The organism is Gordonia sp. KTR9 (assembly GCF_000143885.2).
In the GTDB taxonomy this organism is placed as follows: Bacteria; Actinomycetota; Actinomycetes; order Mycobacteriales; family Mycobacteriaceae; genus Gordonia.
The window spans coordinates 1,327,134-1,352,062 of sequence record NC_018581.1; the positions used below are offsets into that span (position 1 = coordinate 1,327,134).

Sequence of the window (24,929 nt, forward strand, 5' to 3'; positions counted from 1 at the left end):
GTCAGTGCCGCCGCCGGCGGACGATGATGAACGCACCGACAGCCAGGACCGCGGCGACAGCGGCGCCGATCAGCACGGTCGAGTTCTCCTGGGCCTTCACCTGCGCGGTGTGGGCGGTCCTCGACGCCGCGTCGTTCACGCGCGCCGGGACGTCGAGCTTGGCGGCCAACGCGTCGACGGTCTCGGCCAGCTCCTGGCGTTGCTGCTCGACGGGCGGCGGATCGTCGGATGGGGCGTTGTTCTCGGGTGTCTCACTCATCTACAGGTGCTCCTTCACGGTCGCCACGTCACGCTGGACACTCTCGACGGTGCGCTCGGGTGCCGGCGGCACCGCTGACTTGGCTCGTTTGGCCCCGATCGCCGCCGCGGTCCCGCCGATGACCAGCAGCACCACACCGACGATCACCGCCGCCAGCCATGCCGGCACCGCGTTCGCCAGACCGAGCACTGCCGCCGCGACGAGAGTGCCGAGACCGAACAGCACCAGCAACGTACCCGCACCGGAAATCCCCGCACCCACGCCTATCCGGGTGCCCTTTCCCTTCATCTCCGCGACCGCATGCTGCAGCTCGGTCTTCACCAGAGTCGTCGTCTGCTGCTGCAGACGTTCCACCAGCTGCACGGTCGACAAGTCGTTCACAGACGGATCACTCACGCTCGTACCTCCTATCGGGACGCTCGTCCAAGCGTTCCCGGGGCCGGTGAATACGAAACGTCGGATTCCCGATCAGTGCTGTCGGAATCGGATCTCCGATTCAGCGCCAACGGAATCGGATCTCCGATCAGTGCTGTCGGAATCGGATCTCCGATCCGGGCACCAAACTGGGCGGTGAGATCCACCGCCTCCGCTGCGAGGACCGCCACCACCGGATACCCGCCGGTGACCGGGTGGTCGGCGAGGAAGATGACCGGGCGACCGCTCGGCGGTACCTGGATCGACCCGTGGGCGATGCCCTCCGAACGCAACTCGGCGGCGCCGTCGCGGTGGCGCAGAAGTGGCTGCGACGACCCTTCGGCCCGGTCGATGCGCACGCCCACGCGATTGCTGTCGGATCCGACCACCCACGTCCCGACGCCCAGGTCGGCCGGTGCGGCGAGGTGATCAGCCCGCGGACCGGGATGGCATTCCAGTACGACGACCCGCGGGTGCTCGCTGTCGGCGGGGGCCGACGAAGCGGTCGGCCAGTCGCCTGCGGCGTGACCCACGGACAGCCGGTTACCGGTGTCGAGAGGGGCCGGTCCGAGTCCGGAGAGGGTGTCGGTGGACCGTGATCCCAGCACTGGATCGACATCGATCCCGCCCCGCACCGCAAGGTAGTTCCGCAGCCCCCACGTCGGCGCGTCGAGCTCCAGCTCGTCGCCGGCGCGCAGCACGACGGCCGCGGCCAGTCCTTCGGGGATTCCGTTGCGGCGCACCACAGCGTCCGCACCGGTCACCGCGGCGAGAACGTCGGCGTCGACGCGAATGCGCAACCCGCCCATCGTCGCCTCGATGACGGCCGCCGATTCCGTGTTGCCCACCAGGCGATTCGCCAGCGCAAGGGATGCGCGATCCGCACCCCCCGAACGCGGGACGCCGAGATGCGCGTACCCGGGGCGTCCGGTGTCCTGGACGGTCGCGAACGGACCCGTCGCGAGAACGGTCAGCGACGTCATCGGCTGTCGTCCCCGGCGTCGACGAAGCGGACCACCCGGCCGGTGGTGAACAGGGCGGGAGGATCGGCGTTCTCGTCCCACAGCCGAACATCGGTGCGGCCCAGCAACTGCCAGCCGCCGGGGCTCGACTTCGGGTAGACCGCAGTGTATCCGGCCGCGATCGCGACCGATCCCGCCGGGACATTGGTGCGTGCTTCCCGGTGTCGACCGACCGTGTCGAACGGGTGCGACCCCTCGTCGTCGGCGACGAGATAGCCGAAACCCGGTGCGAAGCCCATGAACTGGACGCGCCACCGGGTACTGCAGTGCAACCCGATCACCTCCTCGCGCGTCATCGTCAGTTCCGCGGCGACATCCGCGAGGTCGGCGCCGTCGTAGGTGACCGGGATGACGATCTCGTCGGTGGTCCGGGGGTCGCGATCGCTGCCGGTTCCGCGGCGCCGCAGGGCCCGGCGGACGCCGAGTTCGTCGAGACCGCGGCCCGGGCCGGCCTGGACGAGAAGGGTGTGTGCGCTGGGCACGAGATCGGTCACCCCGGGGAGCTCGCCGCGCTCCACCGCGTCGCTCAACGCCCTGGTCGCTGCCAGCACAGCGGCCGACGGGGAGTCGTCGGTCGAGAAGTCCAGGACCACCGCGTCGGGACCCGCCGGCAGCTCGTGCATGGGTCGAATCTACCCCGGCCGACGCGGCGTCCCGCCCGGCGAACTCCGACCTGTGCCCGCACGCGGATGGCAGACTCGAGTGGTGCCGGGACGCGGAGTGCCGATGCGAATGCCGAGGAGAGGCCGTGAGAGAGATCGTCGTCTGCGGTGAGGCGCTGGTCGATGTCGTGCAGCAGGGCCCGAGCCGGCACGAAGCAACCCACGGACGCCTGGCACCCTTGCAGCCCGCCCTGGGCGGCGGCCCGTTCAACGTGGCAATCACCCTGGGGCGGTTGGGGAGTGCGGTCTCGTTGCTCTCCGCAGTGTCCACCGACACCTATGGTGAGGCGATCCTCGACGCGCTCCGGGCGGCGGGGGTGGGGACCACGCTGGTCCAGCGTCGCGACGAGCCGACCTCGCTGGCTCTGGCGACCATCGCCGACGACGGTTCGGCGCGCTACTCCTTCTATGTGGAGGGGACCGCCGATCGCGGGGTCACCGATCCCGGGGCGCTGCCGCCGACCGTGGCGGCGGTGACCTTCGGAACCCTCTCACTGGTGTTGCAACCCGGTGCCACCGTGTACGAGAACCTGATGCGCACCTGCCGCGCCGAGGGCCGAGTCGTGGTGCTGGACCCGAACATCCGGCCCGCGGTCATCGACGACCCCGACGACTATCGACGCCGTTTCCGCAGCTGGATGTCGTCGGTCGACCTGGTCAAACTCTCCGACGAGGACGCGGCCTGGCTCGGCGAGGGGCCCAAGGGCAGCTCGGCGGCGGACTGGCTGGCCGACGGTGTGGCCGCCGTCGTCACCACCGCCGGGGCGTCGGGGATCACTGTCTCCACCCCGGTCGGTGAGGTGACCGCACCGGCGCCGCCGGTCGACGTCGTCGACACCATCGGCGCGGGCGACAGCGTGCTCGGAGGCCTTGTCCACCACCTGGACCGGCACGGTCGGCTCTCGCCCGCCGCGGTGCGTTCACTGACCGCCCAGCAGTGGCGCGAAGCGGCCGAATTCGCAGCTCACGTGGCTGCGGTGACGGTGTCGAGGCCCGGCGCCGACCCTCCGTGGGCGGGCGAGCTGAGAAGCGACTAGGTTGTACCTGTGTGTCCTACCCGGACACTGTAAAAATCTCTGATCTGAATAAGGGGTTCGTGTGTCTGCTGAAACAGTCCCAGCCGACCAGGCGTCCGACACGGCCTCAGCGACCTTCACCTACCCCGGTGGACAGCTGGAGCTCCCGATCCTGAAGGCAACCGAGGGCACCGACTCGGTCGCACTCGGCAAACTCCTGGCCGAGACCAACCTGACCACCTTCGACGGTGGCTTCGTGAACACGGCGTCGACCAAGTCGGCCATCACCTACATCGACGGTGACGCCGGCATCCTGCGCTACCGCGGTATCCCGATCGACCAGCTGGCCGAGAAGTCGACCTTCATCGAGGTGAGCTACCTGCTCATCTACGGGGAGCTCCCGACTCCGTCGCAGCTGGAGGACTTCACCACCAAGATCCAGCGCCACACGCTCCTCCACGAGGACCTCAAGCGCTTCTTCGACGGCTTCCCCCGCAACGCGCACCCGATGCCGGTTCTGTCGAGTGCGGTCAACGCGCTGTCGGCCTACTACCAGGACTCCCTGGACCCCAAGGACGACGAGCAGGTCGAGTTGTCGACCATCCGCCTTCTCGCCAAGCTGCCGACCATCGCGGCCTACGCGTACAAGAAGTCGGCAGGCCAGCCGTTCCTCTACCCCGACAACTCGCTGAGCCTCGTCGAGAACTTCCTGCGGATGACCTTCGGCTTCCCCGCGGAGCCCTACGAGGTCAACCCCGAAGTCGCCAAGGCGCTCGACATGCTGTTCATCCTGCATGCCGATCACGAGCAGAACTGTTCGACCTCGACCGTCCGCCTCGTGGGCTCGTCGCAGGCCAACCTGTTCACCTCGATCTCCGGTGGCATCAATGCGCTCTGGGGCCCGCTGCACGGCGGCGCCAACCAGGCGGTGCTCGAGATGCTCGACGCCATCAAGGCCGAGGGCGGCGACACCAAGGACTTCATGAAGCGGGTGAAGAACAAGGAAGCCGGCGTCAAGCTGATGGGCTTCGGTCACCGCGTCTACAAGAACTATGACCCGCGCGCCGCGATCGTCAAGAAGACCGCTGACACGATCCTGGAATCGCTTGGCGTGCAGGATGACCTGCTCGACATCGCGAAGGGGCTCGAAGAGGTCGCCCTCAGCGACGACTACTTCATCGAGCGTCGTCTGTACCCGAACGTCGATTTCTACACCGGTGTCATCTACCGTGCGATGGGCTTCCCGACGCGCATGTTCACCGTGCTGTTCGCGCTGGGACGCCTGCCGGGTTGGATCGCGCACTGGCGCGAGATGCACGAGGACCCGACCACCAAGATCGGCCGTCCGCGTCAGCTCTACACCGGTTACACCGAACGCGACTACGTCCAGATGGGCGATCGCTGAGCGATCGCCCGACGGACACGCCTGACCGCCGAACACCCGACTCAAAGGAGAGTCCAGTGACCAGCACCGAGAAGCCAACGGTCGAGTTCCAGGCGGGCCCCCCGCCGGCCGACCTGACCATCTCCGACCTCATCGTCGGCGAAGGTGCCGAAGCCGCTCGCGGCGGCATCGTCGACGTCCACTACGTCGGGGTCGACTACGAGACGGGCGAAGAGTTCGATTCGTCGTGGGACCGCGGCCAGTCGGCCAACTTCCCGCTGGACCGGTTGATCCCGGGCTGGCAGGAAGGCATCCCGGGAATGAAGGTCGGCGGACGCCGTCAGCTGACCGTTCCGCCCGAGCTGGCCTACGGCTCCGCCGGCGCGGGTCACCGACTCTCGGGACGGACGCTGGTGTTCGTCATCGACCTGCTCGGAGTGGGCTGACGTCCGCGACCTCACTGGTCTGGCTCCGGCGCGATCTGCGTCTGAGTGACCTCCCGCCGCTGGCCGCGGCCGCCTCGGGGACCGATTCGTCGGTCCTCGTGTGCTTTGTGGTGGACCCGAGGCTGGAGAAGTCCTCGGGTGAGCGGCGCCTGGCGTTCCTGTTCGACTCGCTGCGCGAGTTGGACGACAAGCTGGACGGCAAGTTGCTCGTCGTGCGGGGACGACCCGAGGTGGAGATCCCGAAGCTGGCCCACGCGGTCGACGCCGAACGGGTGCACATCTCCGAGGACTTCGCCCCGTTCGGCCGGCGACGCGACGAGGCCGTCGCCGATCGGCTCGGCGACATCGAGCTCGTGGCGACCGGTTCGCCGTACCTCGTCTCGCCCGGCCGGGTGACCAAGAACGACGGCGAGCCGTACAAGGTCTTCACCCCGTACTTCAACCGCTGGCGTGACCACGGGTGGCGCGCACCGGCCGATTCCTCGGTGCCTTCGGCGTCGATCGTCGACCCGTCGGATCTGTCGAAGACGGGACGCATCCGGGTTCCCGCCGCGCCGACGAAGCTGTCTATCCCCGCGGGCGAGGACGCGGCGACAGCGCGCTGGGCCGAGTTCGTCGACGACGGCCTCACGGATTACGACTCCGGACGCAACGACCCGGCGGGCGACAGCACGAGCCGGATGTCGGCGTACCTGAAGTACGGCAACATCCATCCCCGTACTCTCGCTGCCGATCTGGGCAACCAGAAGGGGAAGGGAGCGCAGGCATACCTGCGGGAGCTCGCGTTCCGCGACTTCTACGCCGATGTGCTCTATCACTGGCCACACAGCCTGTGGCACAACTGGAATCGTCAGTTCGACGGCATCGACCTCGACACCGACGACAAGGCGTACGAGCGCTTCGACGCCTGGAAGGCCGGGCGGACCGGCTTTCCGCTCGTCGATGCCGGGATGCGTCAGCTCGCGGAGACCGGATACATGCACAACCGGGTGCGCATGGTCACCGCGTCCTTCCTCGTCAAGGATCTGCACCTGCCGTGGTGGTGGGGAGCCGAGTGGTTCCTCGAGCAGCTGGTAGACGGTGACATGGCGTCGAACAATCACGGCTGGCAGTGGGCGGCGGGCACGGGAACCGATGCGGCGCCGTACTTCCGGGTCTTCAACCCCGAGGCGCAGGCGAAGAAGTTCGATCCCGACGGCGAGTACGTCCGGCGGTGGGTGGGTGACATCGACGCCGACGATTATCCCGAGCCGATGGTCGATCACAAGGCCGAGCGTGAGGAAGCGCTCCGTCGGTTCGGCCAGATCTAGTTCGCCGCAACGTCCCCCTGTCAATTGAGCGCCCCCACTGCTGGGTTGAGCAGCGACGAGCGTGTCGAAACCACCTGCTGCACAGGAGGACTGCACTGCCCCGATCCAGCTCCGCTGTCCGTGGCTGCGAGGGATGAGATCTTCAGAAGGGTGGTGGGGCGAGGCGGTCGAGTTCTTCGCGGGCTCGTTTGTTGCGGGCGCGTTCTTGTCGCCGGCGGGCCAGTTTGGCGTCCAGTCGGCTGGTGGTGCGCTCCGAGTTGTCGGCGGAGGCGATGACGTGTGGGGTGGGTGGGGCTTGGGCGGCCTGTTCGAACCGGATTCGTCGCAGGTTGGGGAAGGTGTCCTCGAGGGTTTCGGCATCCCCGGGCAGGGTGACCCCTTCGGGGGTCTCGTACTCGGTGACCAGGCGGCCGTCTTCGTCGCGGTATTGCACGTCGACCCAGTCACCGTGGGTTTTGAGGAGGTGACTGGGGCGGCATTTGGCGTTGAGGTTCTCACTCGACGTCGCCCCACCCCGGGCGGGGTCGGTGTGGTCGTATTCGGTGACGTGGTCGAGATCGCATGCGAATGCCGTACGGGTGCAGCCGGGTTCGGTGCAATACCCGTCCCGCGCCCGCACGAAATCAGCGCACGACGCGGTCGGCCGGTACCCGTTGCCAGGATGGGTTGCCGGGTAAACCACTGCTACCGATGCGGTGGTGTCGCCGGGCTCACCGTCCGATCGAGTTGTGGCGCCACCGTTGTCGTCGTCGGCTCGTGTGTCTTCGGCTGGTGCCGGGTGTTGGGCGGTCCGCCGGTGATCGTCGTCGTTGGTGGCGACGTAGGTGGGTTGGGTGCGGGCCGGGGTGACCGGGGACAGCGTGGCGTCCGGGCGGGCGGCGAGGTCACGCACATGCTCGTCGCTGATGATGCCGTGCTCGTCGAGGAACCCCACCCCCGGCGCCCCCGCGAGGGTGGCGGCGTCGGTGACCACATGGATCACTATCTCGGCGCGCACCGCCTCGAGGACACCCTGCGGGTCGGGAATGTCGGCAGTGCAGGGCTCGTCGTCGGCGCACTGGCACTCGAATGCCGTGCGGGTCAACAGCGCGAACATCGCATCGGACTGGCGGTGCCCGCGCTTGCGCCCGTCTCGTTTGCATACCGCATCAGCGAGGACGCTGACAGCTTTGGCTGAGATCCGCACGTTCTCTGCCGACATGACGGCGGTGAGTTCGGCGGTGCCGTCGGGCAGTTCGTGGGTCCACACCCCACGTTGGTCCATCGCGTCTTTGCGGCGTTGGCGTACCGCATCCGGATCGTGGCGGAACACGAGGCGGTCGACCATGTCCCGCAACCGCGCCCGATCCCACACACCGCTGCGGCGGCGCAGAGTATCGGCGATCTCGGCGTCGAGGGCGGGGATGACGGGGTCGTCGGCGGGGATCAGCTCGGTGCGGGAGAGGATCAGCCGGATCTGCCACTGCGACAGGACCCCGTCACGCAAGGTGTCCGCGGTGTCGGGGAGCCGGTCACGCAGGGCGATTGCCTCGTCGATCAAGATTTCGGCCCGCCGACGCGACACCGCGGCTTGGCGGGCGATCCGGGCGGCGCAGTCGGCGTGGCCGTCCATCACGAAGCCTGAGGCGCTGGTGGTGACGAGCCGGTCGGTCATCGCCGCGATCGTCTGATATCGATGCCAGGCGAGATAGGACTCTCCGCGTCGGGTGGCGTCGAGGCCGGCCATCAACATGACCATGTCGGTCTCGGCCGCGCGGGCAGGATCGACCCCGGCGACGAACTCGCCCGGTAGATCGGTCCACACCCTCACAACGCCCCCGACGCCTGTTTCGTCACCCGCCTCGACCAGGGTGATCCGCTACAGACCAATGTAAACCCGACCACCGACAACCTTTTCCCGATCTCAGCAGACGACGTCGTCGTGGTCGAAACGGGTTCCGGGCGTTGCGGAATGGGGCGGCCGGGTTGGCGACGCCTGAGTTCCTCGGGTCGCCAGGTGGTTTCGACTCGGCGCCTCGCTACGCTCGGTGCCGGCTCAACCAGCGGGGGGACGGACGCCTCGCTACGCTCGGTGCCGGCTCAACCAGCGGGGGGACGGACGCCTCGCTACGCTCGGTGCCGGCTCAACCAGCGGGGGGACGGACGCCTCGCTACGCTCGGTGCCGGCTCAACCAGCGGGGGGACGGACGCCTCGCTACGCTCGGTGCCGGCTCAACCAGCGGGGGGACGGACGCCTCGCTACGCTCGGTGCCGGCTCAACCAGCGGGGGAGGGGTTCCTCGCTCCGATCGGGGCTCTCAACCAACAGTGGGCGTTACGAAGGGTCCTGCCACGCATCGCAACAGGACCCTTCGTGAACCTCGCTCCTCAGGGGGCAGAGGTGCCTCAGCGGGCGAGCTTGAGCACCTCACCCCAGCCGATGCGCGATCCGGTGCGCAGGATGGAGCGCTGGTAGATCCGCGCCGCGATCCAGGTGGCGGCCGCGCAGGCCGCACCCATCAGACCGAACGTCACGATGATCTGCACGGCATCGGTGTCGCCGGTGGCGATGCGCATCGGCATGAGCGCCGCGCTGAACGGCGGAATCCAGCTCAGCACCTGCACGAAGGTCGAGTCCATCGACTGCGCGCCGAAGATGCCCGAGTACATGACCGCGACGGCCAGGAACGTCAGCGGCGCCGACGAGGAGTTGAGCTCTTCCTGGCGGGACACGATGGCCCCCGTCGCGGCATACAACGAGGCGAAGAACAGGAACCCGAGCAGGAACCAGGCGATGACCGCGGCGAACATCCCGATCGCCGCGCTGGGCAGCGTCAGAATCCCGGTCGCGGTGCCCGCGATCAGTGCGGTGGCACCGAGTAGCAACACCTGCGACAGGGCGACGGCCCCGATCCCGATGATCTTGCCCCACAACAGATGCAGCGGCTTGATCGTCGCCAGCAACAACTCCACGACCCGCGACGTCTTCTCCTCGACGACGCCGACGGCGACCATCGTGCCACCCATCATGATCGCGGTCACCAGCAAGATCACGCCGACGAGTGCGATCACCAGGCGCTGACCCTCGTCTGGCTTGTCCGGCTGGGTCTTCTCCACCGCGATGGTGACCGCAGGCAACGATGCCGCGTCCACCCCGCGATCGGCCAGTGCCTCGGTCAGGTTGACCTGTGCGACAGCGGATCTGATCGCTCCCTCGACGGCCGGGTCGACGCCGCTCTTGCCGATGATCACGTAGGTACCGGGAGTGTCGCCGGGGACCAGTGCGGCCGCGACATCTCCGTCGGTGACACGTGTGCGTGCCTCCTCGGCGGAGTCCACCGCCTCGGTCGTGATGGTGGTCCCGGCCGACTCGCCCACGGACACGATGGACTCGGTGACGGCAGTCGGTTGTCCGACGACCGCAACCTTTTCGGCGTCATCGCCCCCGGCGAAGAGGTTGATGACGATGGCACCGACCACGATGACCACCATCAGCAGGCTGGTGCTGATGACGAACGACTTGGTCTTGGCTCGGGTCGCGATCTCTCGTCCGGCCACCAGCCGGATCGCCTGTGCGGCAGACGCCCTGGGGCCGGTGCCGGGACCGGTGGCCGCGGGGGTGGGCGAAACTTCTCGTAGTGTGCTCATGCGGACACCACCTCTCGGAACAGGTCGGTCAGGGACGGTGTGGAGGTCGCGAACCGGTGGACCGGGCCATGATTCAGCGCGGTCGACAGGATCAACTGATCGTCGGCGACCTCGGGGTCGATCAGGAGGCGGGTCGTCTCGCCGTAGTCGACACCGCGGACCCCGGGGAGGGCATCGGCCCATGCGACGTCGGACCGGGGGCCGCTGACCTCGAGGGTGACCCCGTCGCGGGAACGCAGGTCGTCGACGGTGCCCAGGGCCCGCATCTCACCGCGGGTGATGATGCCCACCCGGTCGCAGAGCCGTTGGACGAGGTCGAGCTGATGCGAGGAGAAGATGACCGGGATGCCTTCGGCCGCCTTCTCTTTGAGCACGTCGCTCATGACGTCGACGGCGACCGGGTCGAGGCCGGAGAACGGTTCGTCGAGCACCAGTACGGCCGGGTCGTGCACGAGGGCGGCCGCGAGCTGGACACGCTGTTGATTGCCGAGGCTGAGGTCGGCGACGTTGTCGTCGTAGCGCGCCCCGACGCCGAGCCGGTCGGTCCAGCGCCGGACGGAGTCCTCCGCCTCCGCCGCGGACATGCCGTGCAGCTTCGCGAGGAAGGTGAGTTGTTCGCCCACCTTCATCTTCGGGTACAGGCCGCGTTCCTCGGGCATGTACCCGATGTGGCGACGTAGATCCAGGTCGATCGGGCGATCGCCCAGGCGGACCTCACCGGCGTCTGCCGACAGCACGCCGAGGATGATGCGCATCGTCGTGGACTTGCCTGCGCCGTTGCTCCCGACGAAGCCGAATATCTCACCGGGGTCGACGTCAAAGGTCATGTCGTGCAATGCGACAAGGTCTCCGTAGCGCTTATGGAGCCCGTCGACGATCAGCGGCGCGGTCATGGCGCACTCTCCTGGTTGTCGGTGATGGTCGGGTGGTCATCGATGGCGGACGGTTTCCGCATCGCGTCGAGGTCTTCGGGGTCTGGGTCGGCCATCCACCAGGCGATGAGCATCGTCGGTACGGAGATCGCGGCGACGACGAGGGTGATCAGCAGGATGGCGCAGCCGTATACCCATTGGCCGGGCACCTCGTCGCGGAAGCTGAGGACGATCAGTACCGCGTAGGGGATGAACATCAGGGAGTACAGCACGACGAAACCGATGGCGCGTGCCGAGTTGCGTTGCGCCACCTGTATTTCGTCCAATGCGGTGACCGGGGTGTCCGCGATGGACCCGGTGACGATCCGCAGCAGCGACAGCGTCGTCAGCAGACCGACGAGGCCGACGGCAAAGGGGATCAGGAACCACCCGGTGTTCAGGAAGGCGAAGACCGAACTGATCACGAGCAGTGTCGAGAAGAACGCCTGCAGCAGCACGAGTCGGCGAAACGTCCGGCGGGTGCGCCAGGACACGAGCCAATGTGAGTACTTGGAGTTGAACTCCTGGTGCCGGCGACCACGCCACTCCTCGTAGCGTCGCCACACAGCGGGGGTTGCCTCCTCGGGGATCGCTGAGTTCGGATTGTTCATCACAGTCCTCCGGGATCGTCGGTGTGGGGGCGGTCGGCGCGGGCGCGGTGGGGGATCGTCTCGCGCCGGTAGAGCTCCGCCGACATCGCACTGAACTCGGTGCGGCTGAACACGGCTTCGACGGGAAGGTCGAAGACATCGCAGATCCGGAACGCCAGGTCGAGGCTCGGATAGTTGTCGCCCCGTTCGAGTGCGCCCACCGATTGGACGTTGATCCCGACGAGTTCGGCCAGCTGGGCTCTCGACATCTGCCGTTCTGCACGTAGCACGCCGATGCGGTTGTAGATGGGGAGCTTTTCCCCTCGGCGTATTGGACTCACCCGATCTAGTGTTGTGAAAACACAACAACATGTCAAGCGGAGGGAACTAGCTGCTGGTCGACGCGCGGCGTGTCGTGGCCCCGAGGTACTCGGCCGCGACACGCGCCGCCTCGCGTCCCGCGCGATTGGCGCCGATCGTCGACGCCGAGGGGCCGTAGCCGAGGAGTTGGATACGCGGGTCGGCCTCGACGACGGTCGCGAGCCGGCCGGTCATCGTGATGCCGCCACCGGGCGCTCGAAGCCGCAGCGGTGCCAGGTGGTCGATGGCGCTGCGAAAACCGGTGTTCCAGAAGATGACATCGACGTCCAGGTGAGAAGGGCTATCGGGGTGCGAGCTGTCCGGGTGGGCATGGTTGTCCGGGTGATCCGGTGTGGCAGTCCCGCAGTCCCAGCACACGCCCGTCTCGGTGATGCGGGTGAACATCGGCCGCCACTCGAGGATCCCGTCGCGCTGCGCGGCCCGGATCGCCGGGGTGAGCGCCAGCCCGGTCACCGAGACGACCGATGTCGGCGGTAGCCCCGCACGCACCCGCCGTTCCACCCGCGCAACGGCCTCGCGGCCCTGCTCGGGGGTGAAGGGACCGCTCGAGAAGACCGGTTCGCGTCGCGAGCACCAGAACGTCTCGCTGCCGGGTGCCTCGCGGGCGATCTCGATGAGCAGCTGGATCGCCGAGATGCCGGCACCCACCACGAGCACGCGCTTGCCCGCGAACTCGGCGGGGGAGGTGTAGTCATGGGTGTGCAGTTGCCGGCCGCGGAAGTCGGCGGCGCCGGGGATGTGGGGGACGAACGGCCGGTCCCACGTCCCGGTGGCGTTGACGATCAGGTTCGATGTGACCGAACTGCCGTCGCCCAGCTCGGCGCGGAAGCCGTCCCCCTCGCGGCGAACGGCGCGCACATGCACGGGCCGATGAACCGTCAGGCCGAACTTCTCCTCGTACCGGCCGAAGTAGTCGGGGACGGCGGTGGCCGCGGGCAGCTCGTCGCAGTCGAGTCCCAGCGCCTCGACGAGCCCCCATCCCGGCAGGTCGTGGACGCGGTTGGCGGTGGCCAGCGTCAGCGTCGGCCACCGGAACTGCCAGGCACCGCCGGGGCCAGGCGCGTGGTCGAGCATCTGATAGCGATCACCGAGCCCGAAGCGATGGAGGAAGTAGGCCGCCGAGAGGGCGGCTTGTCCGCCGCCGATGATCAGCACATCCGTGTGGGGGGCGGGCTGTGCGCCGGTCGGGGAGATCTCCACGTCACCACCTTGTCACGCCGAGCCGCGGCGGTGCGGTCGGTAGGGTTTGGCCCATGATCCACTCCACCACCGAGGGAACAGTTGTCACGATCGAGCTGGACCGGGTCGACAAGCGCAACGCGCTGAACGAGGAGATGCTCGCCGGCCTGTCCGGAGCGTTCGACGCCGCCCTCGACGCGGGGACCCGTGCCATCGTGGTGACGGGCCGGGGACCGGTGTTCAGTGCCGGCGCCGATCTGTCGGGTCCCGTGTACGACAAGGGCTTTCTCGACACGCTGGTCGGGACGCTGCAGCGTATCGAGGCCGCGCCGGTGCCCGTCATCGCCGCACTGAACGGCTCGGCGATCGGCGCCGGCCTGCAGCTCGCGATGGCGGCCGACCTCCGGGTCATGGCGCCGGACGCGATCGCCGGCATCCCCGCCGCCAAGATCGGTGTCGCGGTCGACGAGTGGACGATCCGGCGACTCGTGTCGCTGGTGGGCGCGGGACAGGCCAGAGGCATGCTGATCGGCTGCGACCCGCTGACCGCCGACCGCGCCCACACGCTCGGATTCGCCAATCGCATCGGGGACCTCACCGACGCCCAGCACTGGGCACGCACCATCGCCGACCTCGCCCCGCTCACCCTGCAGCATTACAAGCTCGTCCTCAACGGCGACGGCGCCCGCGACGCCGCCCCCGAGGACCGGACGGCGGCGATGCTGCGTGCGTGGGCGAGCGACGACGTGCGGGAGGGCAGGGCGGCCCGCGCCGAGAAGCGCGCACCACGTTTCACCGGATCCTGATCCGGCGGTGCTACCGGCGGTGGATGGGCCCGTCGCCGGTGTGCAGGGGAGTCGCGGTGGCGCGGTGGCGTTCGGCGATCAGCTGCGCCGCGATGGCCACCGCCGCCTCGCCGGGTGTGTGCCCGCCGAGGTCGAGGCCCAGGGGGGAGCGCAGGCGCGCGAGTTGCTCATCGTCGATGCCGGCGTCGCGAAGGCGTTGGTTGCGGTCGGCGACGGTCCGCCGTGATCCCAGTGCCCCGACGAAGCCGAGAGTCGGAGACGCGAGTGCGACCCGCAGGGTCGGGACGTCGAACTTCGGGTCGTGCGTCATCACGCAGATCGCGGTCGACGCGCCGACCCGTCCGTCGCGGATCTCACTCGCGAGGTAGCGATCCGGCCAGCCGACGACGACGTCGTCGGCGTCGGGAAACCTTGCGCGGGTGGCGAACACCGGTCGCGCGTCGACGACCGTCACCCGCATGCCCAGGCTCGTCCCGAGCGAGCTGAGCGCCCGGACGAAGTCGTTGGCGCCGACCAGGATCAGTCGCGCGGGCGGGCCGAAGGTCTGCACGAAGGTCCGGGGACGTTCGTCGGACGGGGTGTCGCAGTCGTCGACCCCGACGAGGCCGCTGCGGCCGGTGGCGAGCAGGTCGGCGACGTCGCGGTCGAGGCGACGCCAGGACGCCTGCGATGTCGGAGTGGCGAAGTACCAGTCGGGTTCGTCGGTGAGGGTCGTGGCCCACGAGATCGGCTCGTCGTCGTCGAGCGCGGTGGCCAGGCGGGTGAGTTGCCGACGATGCTCGCCGGTCGGCGCCACACGCTCGACCAGGACCTCGATCTGCCCGCCACAGGTGAGACCCGGCGCGGGATCGTCGGGATCGTCGACGCCATACTGCTCGACCACCGCGATGCCGTCGGCCAGGACGTCGCGTGCGGTGTGGACGAGCGCGGATTCGACACATCCGCCGGACACCGACCCGATCACCGTGTCGTCGGACGTCACGATCATCGCCGCACCCAGCTCGCGGGGTGCCGATCCCGTCGTGCCGACGACCCGGCAGAGCGCAACCGGCCGCGCGTCACCGCTGTCGAGGAGTTCGATCAGGGACCGCAGGACGTCGCGCATGTACTCCAGTGGACCAGATCTCCGCCTGCCGGGCACGTCGCGCGGGCCGGCGGCCCACCCGATGTCACGACTTCTCGGCGATCCCCGGGGCGCTGGCCGAACCCGCTGCGCGGTATCCGAACAGCTTGCTGAGATCGGCCGCGGCGGTCACGACCGTCGCGACGAGGTTCTCCGCATCGTCCGGATCGAGGCGGTATCGGGGTCCGGAGATGCTGAGGGCCCACACGATGGTGCCGGTGTGATCGCGCACCGGGGCGGCGATCGCCACCAGCCCGAGTTCGAGTTCCTCCACCGCCATCGCCCAGCCCTGCCGGTCGACCGTCCTCAGCTCGTCGACGAGGTCGTCGACGTCGGCGATCGTGCGGTCGGTGAATCTCGCCAGCCCGCCCGAGAAGGTCTGGCGCAGTTGTTCTTCCGACAGTCCGGCGAGCAGGACCTTGCCCGATGAGGTCGCGTGCGCCGGCGAGGCCTGACCCACCCAGGTCCGCAGGGCGACATTGGAAGCACCCACGGCCTCGACCACGTTGATCGCCTGCGTGTCGGCGAGGACCGCGAGATTCGTGGTCTCGCCGGTCTTGGCGGCCAGTGCGTCGCAGGTGTCCTGCCCGCATCTGGTCATGTCGAGCGTCGCCATGGTGGAGCCGGCCAGGCGCACCACCGTCAATCCGATCCGGTACTTGCGGCCGTCGGGCACCTGCTCGACGAAACCGCGTGCCTCCAGCGCGGAGACGATCCGGGAAACGGTGGACTTGTGGACACCGAGTTCGAGGGCGAGTTCGGTGATCCCGGCCGAACCGGCGGTGCCGATGAGCTCGAGGACCTGCAGTGCCCGATCGACTGCTCCCGCAGGGCGCTCGATCTCCACACTCTCCTCAGCCATCGCAGCGCCCAGGGTACCTGCCCGTCCACCCGGACCGGTGACCACGTCGTGCAACGCGACACGGTGTCCAGGACCCGTCACGGGTGCGGCTCCGTCTCCGCGACGGCGACCGCGGGCTCGCCGGTCGCCGATACCGGGAGATCGGCGGACGCGTCGGCACGGCGGCGGATTCGTCGACGACCCCGTGTCTTCCGGTCGATCGCGGCCGGGTCGACGACGAGGATCTCACCGGTCCCGATCTTCTCCGCCTGCTTGCGGATGTGCCGGTCGACCTGGTCGTCGAGCTGGGAGCGCGCGACGATCAGCGGGTCTCGGCGCAGGTCGAGGTAGAGCGACAGGCACATGCCGATCATCACGACCACGAACGGCAGTGCTGCGATGATGGCCATCTGCTTGATGCCGTTGAGTCCGTCGCCGCCGCTCATGGCCAGCAACAGCGCCGCCACCGCCCCGGTGAGCACGCCCCAGAACACGGTCACCGACCGGCTGGGTTCGTGGGCCCCGCGTTCGGACAACGTGCCCATGACCAGCGACGCCGAATCCGCGCCGGAGACGAAGAAGATCGCGACCAGGATCATGGCCAGCGCCGAGGCGATCCCGGTCAGCGGTAGGTGGTCGAGCATCTGGAACAGGGTGTCCTCCGATGCGGCGGTCGCCGGATCGAAACCCAGCACGCCGTCGGTCTGTTCCCGGATGGCGGTGCCGCCGAACACGCAGAACCACACGAGCGACACCGTTGTCGGCACCACCATGACACCGATCACGAACTCGCGGATGGTCCGGCCCCGGCTGATCTTCGCCAGGAACATCCCCACGAACGGCGTCCACGAGACCCACCAGGCCCAGTAGAAGATCGTCCACCCGGCGAGCCAGCTCTCCCCCTCGGCGTCGACGGTGGCCGAGGATCGTGCGGAGAACGCGGTGATGTCGTTGGCGTAGGCGCCGAGGGTGGTCGGCAGCAGGTTGAGGATGAACACCGTCGGCCCGACCACGAACACGAACACCGCCAGCACGATCGCCAGCACCATGTTGATGTTCGACAGCCGCTGGATGCCCTTGGCGACACCGGACACCGCCGAGGCCACGAATGCGGCGGTCAGCACGGCGATGATGGCCACGAGCAGTGTGGTGCCCGGGTTGTCTACCCAGCCGACGTTGGACAGTCCCGAACCGATCTGCAGCGCACCCAGACCCAGGGATGCGACCGTGCCGAACAACGTCGCGAAGATGGCGAGGATGTCGATGACCTTGCCGCCCGCGCCGTTGGCCTGCTTCCCCAGGATCGGGGCGAACACCGCGCTCATCAACTGGTTGCGGCCCAGTCGAAAGGTGCTGTAGGCGAGTGCGAGCCCGACGACCGCGTACATGGCCCACGGGTGGAAGCCCCAGTGGAACATGGTGGTGGCCATCGCTGTCCGGACGTCGCCCGCCGTCATACCCGGAGGCGCCTCGACGAAGTGGTAGAGCGGCTCATACGAGCCGAAGAACATCAGGCCGATACCCATCCCGGCGCTGAACATCATCGCGATCCAGCTGATGGTGCGGAATTCGGGCCTCTCGCCGTCTTTGCCGAGCGGGATCTTGCCGTACTTGCTGAGTGCCAGGCAGACCGCGAACACCACGAATCCGGTGGCCGAGAGGATGAACAACCAGCCCAGGCTGCCGGTGATCCAGGAGAGGATGTCGGTGGTGACGGCGGACAGGTTGTCCGGTGCCGCCAACCCCCAGGCCAGGAAGGCGATGACGAGTGCGGCGGTCACGCCGAACACCGTCAGGTCGATACGTGGTCGGGTGGATGTGGTGCTGATGTCGTCGTTCATGGTGCCTCTCCGGTCATCTCCGAATTCGGGTCATCTGGGGATCGACGACCGGGTCGGCGATGACGACGGCCTCGTGGTGGGTGGTCTGGTAGGCGACATCGACGGTGACGTCCTCGGCGAGATCGGCCGGTAGCCAGGCGAATGCCAGGCACGCACCGACGGTGGCAGACCACCCGGCGCTGGTGATGTAGCCGACCACCTCGCCGTCCACCGACACCGGCTCTCGGCCCAGGACGACGGCCGCCGGATCGGTGAAGCGTAGTGTGCGCAGCCTGCTCGCCGGACGGCGTTCGGCCAGAGCGGATCCGCCGATGAAGTCCGCGTCGGATCTGCGGATGGCGAAGTCGAGGCCCGCCGCGGCGGGCGTGTGCTCGATCGTCATGTCGACACCGGCCGATCGATAGCCCTTCTCGATTCGCAGGCTGTTGAAGGCGATCCGGCCGGCCGCGATGATGCCGTGGGGCCGGCCCGCCGCCATCACGGTGTCCCACAACGCCCGGCCGTTGGCAGCGGATGTGTAGATCTCCCAACCCAGTTCGCCCACGTAGGAGACCCGCATCAGCGTCACCGGGACCGCGCCGACGGTGGTGGTCGTCGAGCGGAAGTATCGCAATCCGTCGTTGGTGAGGTCGGCCGTGGTCAGCGGGGCCAGAACGTCCCGGGCGAGCGGACCCCACAGTCCCAGGCAGCAGGTGGCGGTCGTGATGTCACGGAGGACGACCGACCCGTCCCCCGGGAGATGCCGGGTGATCCAGTCGAAGTCCAGCGGGCCGTTGGCGCCCACCTGGAACACATCGTCGGCGAGCCGGGCGACGGTCAGATCCGAACGGACACCGCCCTTCTCGTCGAGCATCAGCGTGTAGGTCACCGAGCCGACGGACTTGTCCATCTTGTTGGTGGTGAGGTGCTGCAGCAGGGCGAGTGCACCCGGCCCGGACAGCTCGAACCGGGTCAGCGGGGTCATGTCGTACACCGCGACGTGGCTGCGGGTGTGCGCGGCCTCGGCGACCGCGATGGGCGACCAGTGGCGGGCCGACCAGCTGTCGCGTTCCGGTATCCGCAACCCGTCGGCGACCTTCTGCTCGAGCAGCGGGCGATTGGCCTCGTACCAGGCGGGCCGCTCCCAGAGTCCGCTCTCCCAGAACTCCGCGCCGAGCTCGGCCTCCCGGTCGTGGAAGGGACTCGTGCGCACGTTACGCGGTGCGACGCGCTGATCGTGCGGGTGGATGATGTCGTAGACCTCCTCGAAGGCCCGCGAGCTGGTGGTGAGGATGAAGTCGTCGGTGAGTGCGTCCTCCTCGAAGCGATAGAGGTCCATCTCGTGGACGTCGACGCCGGGGGTGCCGTCGATCATCCACTCGGCCATGGTCTTCGCGACGCCGGCGGAATGGGTCACCCACACGGCCTCGGCGACCCAGAAACCGGCCAGGTCGCGATGCTCACCCATGACCGAATGGCCGTCCGGGGTGAACGAGAAGATGCCGTTGAAGCCCTCTTCGACCTTGCCGTTGCCGAGTTCGGGCAGCAGTGCCACCGTGTGCTGCCACGCGTCGTCGAAGTCCTCCGGGGTGAACATGAGCTTCGAGGGCATCTCGTCGAGCGAGATCTCGGTCTCGTGATCGAGGTCGCCCACGCTCGACGGCATCGGCCGGTGACCGTAGTAACCGATACCGATCCGGTCGCCGTGCTCGCGGTAGTAGAGGTCGCGGTCCTGGTGGCGCAGGATCGGCAGCGTCGCCTCGGCCAGGGCGGGGTTGACGCCGCGGCGTGAGTCGACCGGTGTGGTGATCGCGTACTGGTGGGCCATCGGAACGAGCGGGATGGTCAGTCCCACCCGGCGACCGAACTCACGGCCCCAAAAACCGGTGCAGCACACCACGATGTCGGCGTCGACGACTCCGTTCGCGGTACGGACCCCGCGTACCTCGCCGTTGACCTCGACGACGTCGACGACCTCCTGCCCGCCGCGGAACTCGGCACCGCGTGAGATCGCGCGCCGGGCCTGCGCCTCCACCGCGCGTAAGGCCTTGGCGAGACCGTCATTCGGGGTGTGCAGGCCGCCGAGGACGGCGTCGCGTTCCAGGAGCGGATGCATCGCGGCGCATTCGGCGGGGTCGACGAGGCGGTGTTCGACGCCGCGTGCGGCCGCCCAACCGGCCTTGCGGTGCAGGTCCTCCCACCGTTCCGGGGTGGTGGCCAGCTCGAGTCCGCCCACCGGGTTGAAACACCAGCCGTCGGGATGCGACAGCGACGAGAACTTGTCGATCGTGTAGGAGGCGAGCTCGGTCATCGTCTTGGAGGGGTTCGTCGCGAAGACGAGACCCGGTGCGTGCGAGGTGGACCCGCCGGTGGCGAAGAGCGGGCCGCGGTCGAGGACGGTGACGTCGGTCCAACCGCGCTGGGTGAGCTCGTCGGCGAGCGAGGTGCCGACGATGCCGGCCCCGACGATCACGACTTTCGGTGCAGCCATGGGAAATCGATCCTTTTCGGGCAGAGGGCTTGGTTCAGGTGAAGACGACGGTGCTGGTCCCGTTCATCAGCACCCGGTTCTCGCTGTGCCACCGCACGGCGCGCGACAGGGCCAGTGCCTCGGCGTCGCTGCCGGCGGTGGCCAGGCGCCGGGGATCGTGGGTGTGGTCGATGCGGATGACCTCCTGCTCGATGATCGGTCCCTCGTCGAGGTCCGGGGTCACGTAGTGCGCGGTGGCGCCCACGTACTTGACGCCACGCTGGTGTGCCTGGTGATAGGGCTTGGCGCCCTTGAAGCCCGGCAGGAACGAGTGGTGGATGTTGATGGCCCGGCCGCGCAGGGCCGCACACGTCTCGTCGGAGATGATCTGCATGTACCGGGCGAGGACGACGAGGTCGACGTCGTAGGACGACACCAGGTCGAGCATCGCGCTCTCGGCCGCCGCCTTGGTGTCCGGCGACACCGGGAGGTGGTGGAACGGGAGTCCGGCGGACTCGGTCATCGGTGCCAGGTCGGTGTGGTTGGAGGCGACGGCGACCAGTTCGCCGCCGAGGGTGCCCGACCGCCACCGGAAGATGAGGTCGTTGAGGCAATGCCCCAGACGCGAGACCATCACCAGGATCCGTTGCGGTGTCTGGTCGGTGATCGAGTACTCGGCGCCGAGTCCGGCGGCGAGATGGTCGAAGGCCGCGCTCAGCTGCTCGGAGCCGGAGTGGAGTGCGGACGCGAATTCGGTTCGTACGAACAGGGTGTGGGTCATCGGGTCGTCGAACTGCTGATGATCGAGCACCTCGCAGCCGTGGCTGAAGAGGAACGAACTGATCGCGTGCGTGACGCCGCTGCGCGACGGACAACGCAGGGTGAGGGTGAATCGATCGGACATCGGGGGTTCCTCTACGGGAGCGGGGCGGGAGTGGGGTCGGCGACGTACTCGGTGGCGGCATCGACGAGCCACGCAGCGAGGTAGTCGGCATAGGAGCCGCGGACGAAGATCGCGAATCCGTCGGGCACGCGATGCACGATCACCGCGGCCTGGGCCAGCAGCGTCTGGGCCACGTCGTCGGGCCCGAAGGCCCTCGGCGACAGGTCGATCGCGCAACCGTGCGCGAGGATCGTCTCCGCCCGGGGGCCGCCGAGTTCGATGCGGGTGCGCTGACCGGACGCGTCGGCGACATAGGCCTCGTCCTGCACGCGGTCGGCTATCGACGCGGCGAACTCGTGTGGTGCCACATCGGCCGCCCAGGCGAGATACTCGTCCGGCCCGAGCCAGATGACCGTGGCGTCCTCGGTTCTCCGCAGCCGGCAGGCCGCGGGCAGCCCGAGGCGTTGCAGCGCCTCCTGCCCGGTCGGTCGGATGACCGCCTGCGCGACGGGGCTCGCGTGGAGCCGGACGACCGGGGCGAGTTCGGCGAACCGTGCCGACCAGTTGTCCAGCGGACCGGCCGGTTCGAGGTCGGGCCCCGGGGCGTGGTGCACGGTGGTGTCAGCCATCGCGTCGCGCTCCTTCCGCATCGACGAAAACGGTTGTGGTGATCTCGACTTCGCACAGCGTGTCCCCGATCGGGACATCGAGACGGGTGCCGACCAGATCGCGACCGCCTTTCACCAACGCCAGAGCGAACGGCCGGCCCAGTTCCGCGCTGCGGTAGCTCGACGTCACGTGACCGAGCATCGCGACCGGGGGTGGGGGCAGGGTGCGGTCGGCGCAGTGGGCGATGATCTGCGATCCCTCGGGAAGCCGGGTGCTGCCGTCCGTGGGCAACAGGCCGACGAGGTGTTTGCGGTCCGGCGCCGTCGCCGACCCGCGCGCGAACGATCGCTTGCCGAGAAAATCGGGCTTCTTCTTCGAGACCGCCCAGCTCATACCGAGGTCGTGCGGCGTGACGGTCCCGTCGGTGTCCTGGCCGATGATCGGATATCCCTTCTCGGCGCGCAGGACGTGCATCGTCTCGGTGCCGTACGGTGTGATGCCGTGCGGCTCACCGGCGGCGACGAGTGCATCCCACACCGCCTGCGCGTATCCGGCCCCGACGTTCACCTCGTAGGCGAGCTCGCCGGAGAAGCTGATGCGCCCGATCCGGACGGGCACCCCGTGGAACGTGGTGTCTCGCCACGCCATGAACCCGAACGCCTCGTTCGACACGTCGAGACCGGTGAACACCGACCCCACGACGTCGCGGGACCGGGGGCCGACGACCGGGAAGGTGGCCACCTGATCGGTCAGCGATGTCATCCACACCCGCAGGTGCGGCCACTCGGTCTGGTGCCACTCCTCCATCCAGTCGAGGATGGCGGCCGCGTTGCCGGTCGTGGTGTACACGGTGTAGCGGTCCTCCGCGGTCCGCAACACCGTGCCGTCGTCCTTGACCATCCCGTCGGCGCCGCACATGACGCCGTAGCGGACCTTGCCGACCGGGAGAGTGCTCATCATGTTGGTGTAGAGCAGGTCGAGGAAGTCCGGGGCATCGGGGCCGGCGACGTCGATCACCCCGAGCGTCGAGCCGTCGAGAATGCCGACACCCGTTCGCACGGAGGCACATTCGCGTAGGACCGCGTCGTGCATGTCCTCGCCCCCACGCGGGTAGTACCGCGGTCGCTTCCACTGGCCGACATCCTCGAAGACGGCGCCGCGCTCGACGTGCCAGTCGTGGATCGGGGTGCGCCGCACCGGATCGTAACGATCCCCGCGGTCGCGGCCGGCGAGCGCGGCGAAGGTCACCGGGGTGTAAGGCGGGCGGAAGGTGGTGGTGCCGGCGTCGCCCACGGGGATGCCGAGCATCTCCGCCACGATGCCGGAGGTGACGATGCCGGAGGTCTTGCCCTGGTCGTGCCCGGTGCCGATGGTCGTGTAGCGCTTGACATGTTCCACCGATCGCATGCCCGCGCCCAGTGAGCGGGCGATGTCGGCGACGGTCGCGTCGCGCTGCAGGTCGACGAACGACGTGGTCCCGCCGTCGGGTCCATCGGGCACGTACCAGCAGATCGCGGGCGCGGCGGGGGTCCGTTCGGTGACCCGTGGGATGCTGCGCAGCTCCGGGAGTCCGATCCCGAGTCCGGTGAGCGTCGCCACCGCGCCGCGTCGTCCGCTGGCCAGGCACTCGGTCAGGGTCGTCAGACCCGCTGCCGCCCCGACGATCTCGGTACCTGCCACGGTTCCGGTCGGCAGGAAGGCCGCGGCGCGGTCGTCGAAGGTGATCGTTCCGCGCAGCTGACTCCACAGGTGGGCGGCCGGATTCCACCCACCGCTGACCAGAACGGTGTCACAGGACAGGGACGAGCCGTCGCTCAGGTCGACCCCGGTCACGCCATCCGTGCCGTGTGCGCGGCTGACGGTGGTGCCCGGGAGGATCGGCACACCCCGACGGCGAGCCTCCTCGCGTAGGTCCGCGCTGACGGCCGGCCGGACGTCGACGACGGCGGGAACCGACACCCCGGCGTCGACGAGTGCGAAGGCCGTGGAGTACGCGGTGTCGCACGCGGTGAAGACCACCGCGGTCCGACCGACCCGCACCCCGTAGCGCTCGAGGTATTCACCGCCGGCGTCGGCCAGCATCACACCGGGCAGGTCGTTGTCGGCGAAGACGATCGGTCGTTCGTGAGCGCCGGTGGCCAGAACGAGACGACGGGTCCGGATGCGATGCACCCGTTGCCGGGAGAGGTGCGCGGGGGCGTCGGTTCCGAGGTGATCGGTGCGGTGTTCGACGGCCAGCACGAAGCCGTCGTCGTAGGCGCCGAAGGCGGTGGTGCGGGTCAGGCGCGTGACGTGGGGGTGGGAATCCAGCTCGGCGACAGCCGCGGCCACCCACCTTGCTGCGGGCATCCGGCCACCGGGCTCGGCGCGTTCGTCGAGCAGGAGCACCCGCGCCCCGGCACGAGCGCAGGCGACCGCCGCCATCAGGCCCGCGGGGCCGGCACCGACGACCAGCACGTCCGGGTGGTGGTGCAGGGAGTCGTACCGGGCATCGTCGACGGCGCTGCTGAGCTTGCCCCAGCCCGGAACGCCGTGGGCGACGAGACCGGGACACAGCGCGACGGTGGTGGCCGGAACCATCGGTTCGACGAACGGTGCCTCGATGCCCACCTGCGCGGTGGCGTCCTCGGCCCAAGCTCCGGTGACACCTCGGGGACGTCCGAGGTTGACGCTGGTGGTGACGACCCCGATCCCGTTGGCCAGCAGAGCCGAGGCGAGTGTGTCACCGCGGTAACCGCGGTAGGTGACCCCGTCGAAGACGAAGTCGATGGGCGTGTTGCGGTCGATGCGTCCACCGGCCCCGGTTCGGAAGGGCTGGAAGAGATCGGGTTTCGGCATGGATGTGCTCATCGAGAGGCTCCGGGTGCGGGGTCGGCGGGGGAGTCGGGGGCGCCGGCGGCATGACGCGAAGGCACCGGTTCGCCGGCGAAGGCGTACGTGCGGGTGTCGCGTTCGACGGTGAACCACTGGCGGCACCCGGCGGTGTGGCACCACCGTTCGGTCAACGAACCCTTGGGATTCGGCCGGAAGAACAGGTAGTGCGCCCAGTCCGTGTCGTCGAGTTCGGCGGGTCGTTCTGGGTACGCGACGCCGGCGGCGGCGCCGTAGTGGAACTCGGTCTCTTCGCGTGGCCCGCAGTGGGGGCAGCGGATCATCTGCATCGTGGCGTCCTCGCGG

The 24,929-nt window shown here is 68.6% G+C and carries 22 protein-coding genes and 1 pseudogene; 5 read left to right on the forward strand and 18 right to left on the reverse strand.

The window, feature by feature from the left end:
* Position 1: 1 nt before the first annotated feature.
* The 4 genes and pseudogenes from KTR9_RS06770 to KTR9_RS06785 all read right to left on the reverse strand — a co-directional run bounded on the left by KTR9_RS06770 (position 2) and on the right by KTR9_RS06785 (position 2,318).
* The gene (locus KTR9_RS06770) at positions 2-259 is read right to left on the reverse strand and encodes a DUF3618 domain-containing protein (protein ID WP_010844781.1); all 258 of its coding nucleotides are present in this window, start codon (positions 257-259) and stop codon (positions 2-4) included.
* Positions 260-655, reverse strand: a complete 396-nt coding sequence (locus tag KTR9_RS06775) for a phage holin family protein (RefSeq protein ID WP_014925768.1) — start codon at positions 653-655, stop codon at positions 260-262.
* 127 nt (positions 656-782) lie between these two features.
* Positions 783-1,656: pseudogene (locus tag KTR9_RS06780) on the reverse strand (biotin-dependent carboxyltransferase family protein).
* A complete protein-coding gene (locus KTR9_RS06785) occupies positions 1,653-2,318 on the reverse strand; it encodes a 5-oxoprolinase subunit B family protein (RefSeq protein ID WP_014925770.1) in 666 nt (221 codons plus the stop codon). The pseudogene KTR9_RS06780 and the gene KTR9_RS06785 overlap by 4 nt, the downstream one beginning before the upstream one ends.
* A gap of 125 nt (positions 2,319-2,443) precedes the next feature.
* Here KTR9_RS06785 and KTR9_RS06790 point away from each other — a divergent pair, with 125 nt between their 5' ends.
* The 4 genes from KTR9_RS06790 (at position 2,444) to KTR9_RS06805 (ending at position 6,513) form a co-directional block, all read left to right on the forward strand.
* On the forward strand, positions 2,444-3,394 hold the full coding sequence (locus tag KTR9_RS06790; RefSeq protein ID WP_014925771.1) for a carbohydrate kinase family protein: 951 nt from the start codon (positions 2,444-2,446) through the stop codon (positions 3,392-3,394).
* Between the two features lie 61 nt (positions 3,395-3,455).
* Positions 3,456-4,778, forward strand: coding sequence for a citrate synthase (locus KTR9_RS06795; RefSeq protein WP_010844776.1), 1,323 nt, complete (start codon positions 3,456-3,458; stop codon positions 4,776-4,778).
* A gap of 56 nt (positions 4,779-4,834) precedes the next feature.
* On the forward strand, positions 4,835-5,203 hold the full coding sequence (locus tag KTR9_RS06800; RefSeq protein ID WP_004020157.1) for an FKBP-type peptidyl-prolyl cis-trans isomerase: 369 nt from the start codon (positions 4,835-4,837) through the stop codon (positions 5,201-5,203).
* Between the two features lie 14 nt (positions 5,204-5,217).
* Complete coding sequence (locus tag KTR9_RS06805) at positions 5,218-6,513, forward strand: cryptochrome/photolyase family protein (RefSeq protein ID WP_044507680.1); 1,296 nt, start codon at positions 5,218-5,220, stop codon at positions 6,511-6,513.
* Positions 6,514-6,655: 142 nt separating this feature from the next.
* On the opposite strand, the gene KTR9_RS06810 is transcribed toward KTR9_RS06805, so the two are convergent.
* From KTR9_RS06810 to KTR9_RS06835, 6 genes are all read right to left on the reverse strand, one after another.
* Complete coding sequence (locus KTR9_RS06810; RefSeq protein ID WP_044506111.1) at positions 6,656-8,317, reverse strand: HNH endonuclease signature motif containing protein; 1,662 nt, start codon at positions 8,315-8,317, stop codon at positions 6,656-6,658.
* Positions 8,318-8,897: 580 nt separating this feature from the next.
* Positions 8,898-10,139, reverse strand: a complete 1,242-nt coding sequence (locus KTR9_RS06815) for an ABC transporter permease (protein ID WP_014925774.1) — start codon at positions 10,137-10,139, stop codon at positions 8,898-8,900.
* Positions 10,136-11,032, reverse strand: coding sequence for an ABC transporter ATP-binding protein (locus tag KTR9_RS06820; protein WP_010843544.1), 897 nt, complete (start codon positions 11,030-11,032; stop codon positions 10,136-10,138). The genes KTR9_RS06815 and KTR9_RS06820 overlap by 4 nt, the downstream gene beginning before the upstream one ends.
* Positions 11,029-11,661, reverse strand: a complete 633-nt coding sequence (locus KTR9_RS06825) for a hypothetical protein (RefSeq protein ID WP_014925775.1) — start codon at positions 11,659-11,661, stop codon at positions 11,029-11,031. Before KTR9_RS06825 ends, KTR9_RS06820 begins: the two co-directional genes overlap by 4 nt.
* Positions 11,661-11,981: a helix-turn-helix transcriptional regulator gene (locus tag KTR9_RS06830; RefSeq protein ID WP_035717806.1), complete on the reverse strand. Its 321-nt coding sequence runs from the start codon at positions 11,979-11,981 to the stop codon at positions 11,661-11,663. Before KTR9_RS06830 ends, KTR9_RS06825 begins: the two co-directional genes overlap by 1 nt.
* A gap of 46 nt (positions 11,982-12,027) precedes the next feature.
* The gene (locus KTR9_RS06835; RefSeq protein ID WP_014925777.1) at positions 12,028-13,221 is read right to left on the reverse strand and encodes an NAD(P)-binding domain-containing protein; all 1,194 of its coding nucleotides are present in this window, start codon (positions 13,219-13,221) and stop codon (positions 12,028-12,030) included.
* 53 nt (positions 13,222-13,274) lie between these two features.
* On the opposite strand from KTR9_RS06835, the gene KTR9_RS06840 reads away from it, so the two are divergent.
* Positions 13,275-14,006: an enoyl-CoA hydratase gene (locus tag KTR9_RS06840; RefSeq protein ID WP_010843548.1), complete on the forward strand. Its 732-nt coding sequence runs from the start codon at positions 13,275-13,277 to the stop codon at positions 14,004-14,006.
* A gap of 10 nt (positions 14,007-14,016) precedes the next feature.
* Here the strand turns inward: KTR9_RS06840 and KTR9_RS06845 are convergent, their stop codons facing one another.
* The 8 genes from KTR9_RS06845 to KTR9_RS06880 form a co-directional block, all read right to left on the reverse strand.
* Complete coding sequence (locus KTR9_RS06845; protein WP_014925778.1) at positions 14,017-15,111, reverse strand: XdhC family protein; 1,095 nt, start codon at positions 15,109-15,111, stop codon at positions 14,017-14,019.
* 64 nt (positions 15,112-15,175) lie between these two features.
* Entirely contained in the window at positions 15,176-15,991 is an 816-nt protein-coding gene (locus KTR9_RS06850) for an IclR family transcriptional regulator (protein ID WP_014925779.1), read from the reverse strand.
* A 77-nt stretch (positions 15,992-16,068) separates the two neighbouring features.
* Positions 16,069-17,811: a BCCT family transporter gene (locus tag KTR9_RS06855; RefSeq protein WP_014925780.1), complete on the reverse strand. Its 1,743-nt coding sequence runs from the start codon at positions 17,809-17,811 to the stop codon at positions 16,069-16,071.
* Positions 17,812-17,824: 13 nt separating this feature from the next.
* Positions 17,825-20,281: a GcvT family protein gene (locus KTR9_RS06860; RefSeq protein WP_014925781.1), complete on the reverse strand. Its 2,457-nt coding sequence runs from the start codon at positions 20,279-20,281 to the stop codon at positions 17,825-17,827.
* 34 nt (positions 20,282-20,315) lie between these two features.
* Entirely contained in the window at positions 20,316-21,164 is an 849-nt protein-coding gene (gene purU, locus KTR9_RS06865) for a formyltetrahydrofolate deformylase (protein WP_014925782.1), read from the reverse strand.
* 11 nt (positions 21,165-21,175) lie between these two features.
* The gene (locus tag KTR9_RS06870) at positions 21,176-21,772 is read right to left on the reverse strand and encodes a sarcosine oxidase subunit gamma (protein ID WP_014925783.1); all 597 of its coding nucleotides are present in this window, start codon (positions 21,770-21,772) and stop codon (positions 21,176-21,178) included.
* Complete coding sequence (locus KTR9_RS06875; protein WP_148281154.1) at positions 21,765-24,602, reverse strand: FAD-dependent oxidoreductase; 2,838 nt, start codon at positions 24,600-24,602, stop codon at positions 21,765-21,767. Before KTR9_RS06875 ends, KTR9_RS06870 begins: the two co-directional genes overlap by 8 nt.
* The gene (locus tag KTR9_RS06880; protein WP_014925785.1) at positions 24,599-24,913 is read right to left on the reverse strand and encodes a sarcosine oxidase subunit delta; all 315 of its coding nucleotides are present in this window, start codon (positions 24,911-24,913) and stop codon (positions 24,599-24,601) included. The genes KTR9_RS06875 and KTR9_RS06880 overlap by 4 nt, the downstream gene beginning before the upstream one ends.
* Between the last annotated feature and the right edge of the window lie 16 nt (positions 24,914-24,929).

What these genes read in the sequence shown, in the direction of transcription:
- KTR9_RS06880 (WP_014925785.1), bottom strand. Translation starts at nt 24,913, where the DNA reads ATGCAGATGATCCGCTGCCCCCACTGCGGGCCACGCGAAGAGACCGAG.
- KTR9_RS06785 (WP_014925770.1), bottom strand. Translation starts at nt 2,318, where the DNA reads ATGCACGAGCTGCCGGCGGGTCCCGACGCGGTGGTCCTGGACTTCTCG.
- purU (WP_014925782.1), bottom strand. Translation starts at nt 21,164, where the DNA reads ATGTCCGATCGATTCACCCTCACCCTGCGTTGTCCGTCGCGCAGCGGC.
- KTR9_RS06860 (WP_014925781.1), bottom strand. Translation starts at nt 20,281, where the DNA reads ATGGCTGCACCGAAAGTCGTGATCGTCGGGGCCGGCATCGTCGGCACC.
- KTR9_RS06815 (WP_014925774.1), bottom strand. Translation starts at nt 10,139, where the DNA reads ATGAGCACACTACGAGAAGTTTCGCCCACCCCCGCGGCCACCGGTCCC.
- KTR9_RS06840 (WP_010843548.1), top strand. Translation starts at nt 13,275, where the DNA reads ATGATCCACTCCACCACCGAGGGAACAGTTGTCACGATCGAGCTGGAC.
- KTR9_RS06850 (WP_014925779.1), bottom strand. Translation starts at nt 15,991, where the DNA reads ATGGCTGAGGAGAGTGTGGAGATCGAGCGCCCTGCGGGAGCAGTCGAT.
- KTR9_RS06820 (WP_010843544.1), bottom strand. Translation starts at nt 11,032, where the DNA reads ATGACCGCGCCGCTGATCGTCGACGGGCTCCATAAGCGCTACGGAGAC.
- KTR9_RS06770 (WP_010844781.1), bottom strand. Translation starts at nt 259, where the DNA reads ATGAGTGAGACACCCGAGAACAACGCCCCATCCGACGATCCGCCGCCC.
- KTR9_RS06870 (WP_014925783.1), bottom strand. Translation starts at nt 21,772, where the DNA reads ATGGCTGACACCACCGTGCACCACGCCCCGGGGCCCGACCTCGAACCG.
- KTR9_RS06825 (WP_014925775.1), bottom strand. Translation starts at nt 11,661, where the DNA reads ATGAACAATCCGAACTCAGCGATCCCCGAGGAGGCAACCCCCGCTGTG.
- KTR9_RS06875 (WP_148281154.1), bottom strand. Translation starts at nt 24,602, where the DNA reads ATGAGCACATCCATGCCGAAACCCGATCTCTTCCAGCCCTTCCGAACC.
- KTR9_RS06845 (WP_014925778.1), bottom strand. Translation starts at nt 15,111, where the DNA reads ATGCGCGACGTCCTGCGGTCCCTGATCGAACTCCTCGACAGCGGTGAC.
- KTR9_RS06855 (WP_014925780.1), bottom strand. Translation starts at nt 17,811, where the DNA reads ATGAACGACGACATCAGCACCACATCCACCCGACCACGTATCGACCTG.